The following is a 1,283-nucleotide window of genomic DNA, read 5'->3' as shown; positions in this document are numbered from 1 at the left end:
AACATCTGGCGTTTCCATCACGATTGGAACGCCAGGCGGAAGATCCTTCAGACAGGGTTCAACCAGACCGAGCCGGACGTCACAGGCTTCCAAGAAGCCATCGTCACCGACGAGTACGACCAGCCACGTGATCTACTCGGCCCGGACTATCACTACGTTCACCAATCCGCGCGAGAGGCCGACGGCTCATGTGTGTCGATCGCCAGCCGCTGGCCCATCGGGCGTGTGCACGAGCTCGACGGGCGCCGCGTCGGGCGAGCGGCCAGCGCACCTTTCACCTGCGGTTCACTGATCGCCGAGATCGAGGCTCCAGATCCGCTGGGCCGCTTCCTGTTCGTCAACCACATCCCGAGCTGGCAACTGGACTGGGAGTACGAGCGTGAGACCCAGACGGTAGCAGTCGCGCGGCTGGTAGATGAGATCGTGGACGATCCACCGGCCCATGTCATCCTGGCCGGTGACCTGGACGCCACGCCAGAAGCGGCGAGCATCCGTTTCCTTCGTGGCCGTCAATCGATCGACGGGACCAGCGTCAGCTACTTCGATGCCTGGGCCACAACGCATCCGGGCGAGCACGGCTACACCTTCACCCCGGACAATCCGATGGTGCCGAACGGCGAGGACGGCGCCTGGGCACTCGAACTCGGCCGGCGGATCGACTACATCTTCGTCCGCGGACGCGACCACGGCCCTACCCTGAACATCCGCTCCTGCACGCGACTCTTCACCGAACCCGTCGACGGCGTCTGGGCCAGCGACCACTTCGGCGTCATGGCGGACCTGTCCACGTTACTGACGGACGGTCGGCCCGTCCCCTGACCGGCCGGCGACGGCGCCTGACCGCAGCCCGCCGTCACGCGGTTCGCCGGCCGCGCGGTCCGCATCGATGCCGCGGCGCCCATCCGCGGCTCAGGACTCCGGGACGATGTTGACCAGCTTGGGAGCGCGCACAATGATCGTGCGGATCCCGCGCCTCCCCAGATCGGCCGCCACCTTGGTGGACGCCAGGGCACGCGCCCGCAACTCGTCCTCACCGATCGACGGCGACACCTCGAGCCTGTCCCGCAGCTTGCCGGAGACCTGCACGACGGCGGTGACCGACTCCTCGGTGGCCAAGCCGGGATCGAACGCGGGCCAACCGGCCAGCGCCACCGTGGGCTCGTGCCCGAGCCGTTTCCACATGTCCTCGGCGGTGTAGGGCGCCACCAGGCTCAGCATCACCGCCAGCGCCTCCACCGCTTCACGGACGGCGGGGTCGGCCGGGCCGCTCCTGCTGTCGATCG

At 67.8% G+C, this 1,283-nt stretch carries 2 protein-coding genes; one reads left to right on the top strand and one right to left on the bottom strand.

The features are described from left to right. Positions 1-819 (top strand): endonuclease/exonuclease/phosphatase family protein (locus ELR45_RS32955; protein WP_165368317.1); only part of this gene is annotated, 819 nt, incomplete at its 5' end. Between the two features lie 90 nt (positions 820-909). Here the strand turns inward: ELR45_RS32955 and ELR45_RS39995 are convergent. Then, positions 910-1,283: class I tRNA ligase family protein (locus ELR45_RS39995; RefSeq protein ID WP_205857752.1), on the bottom strand; the 374-nt coding region annotated here is incomplete at its 5' end.

It is taken from the genome of Phytoactinopolyspora endophytica, assembly GCF_004138495.1.
GTDB lineage: Bacteria > Actinomycetota > Actinomycetes > Jiangellales > Jiangellaceae > Phytoactinopolyspora > Phytoactinopolyspora endophytica.
Note: the sequence above shows the minus strand (reverse complement) of the source record. Positions and strands in the feature narration are given on the sequence as shown.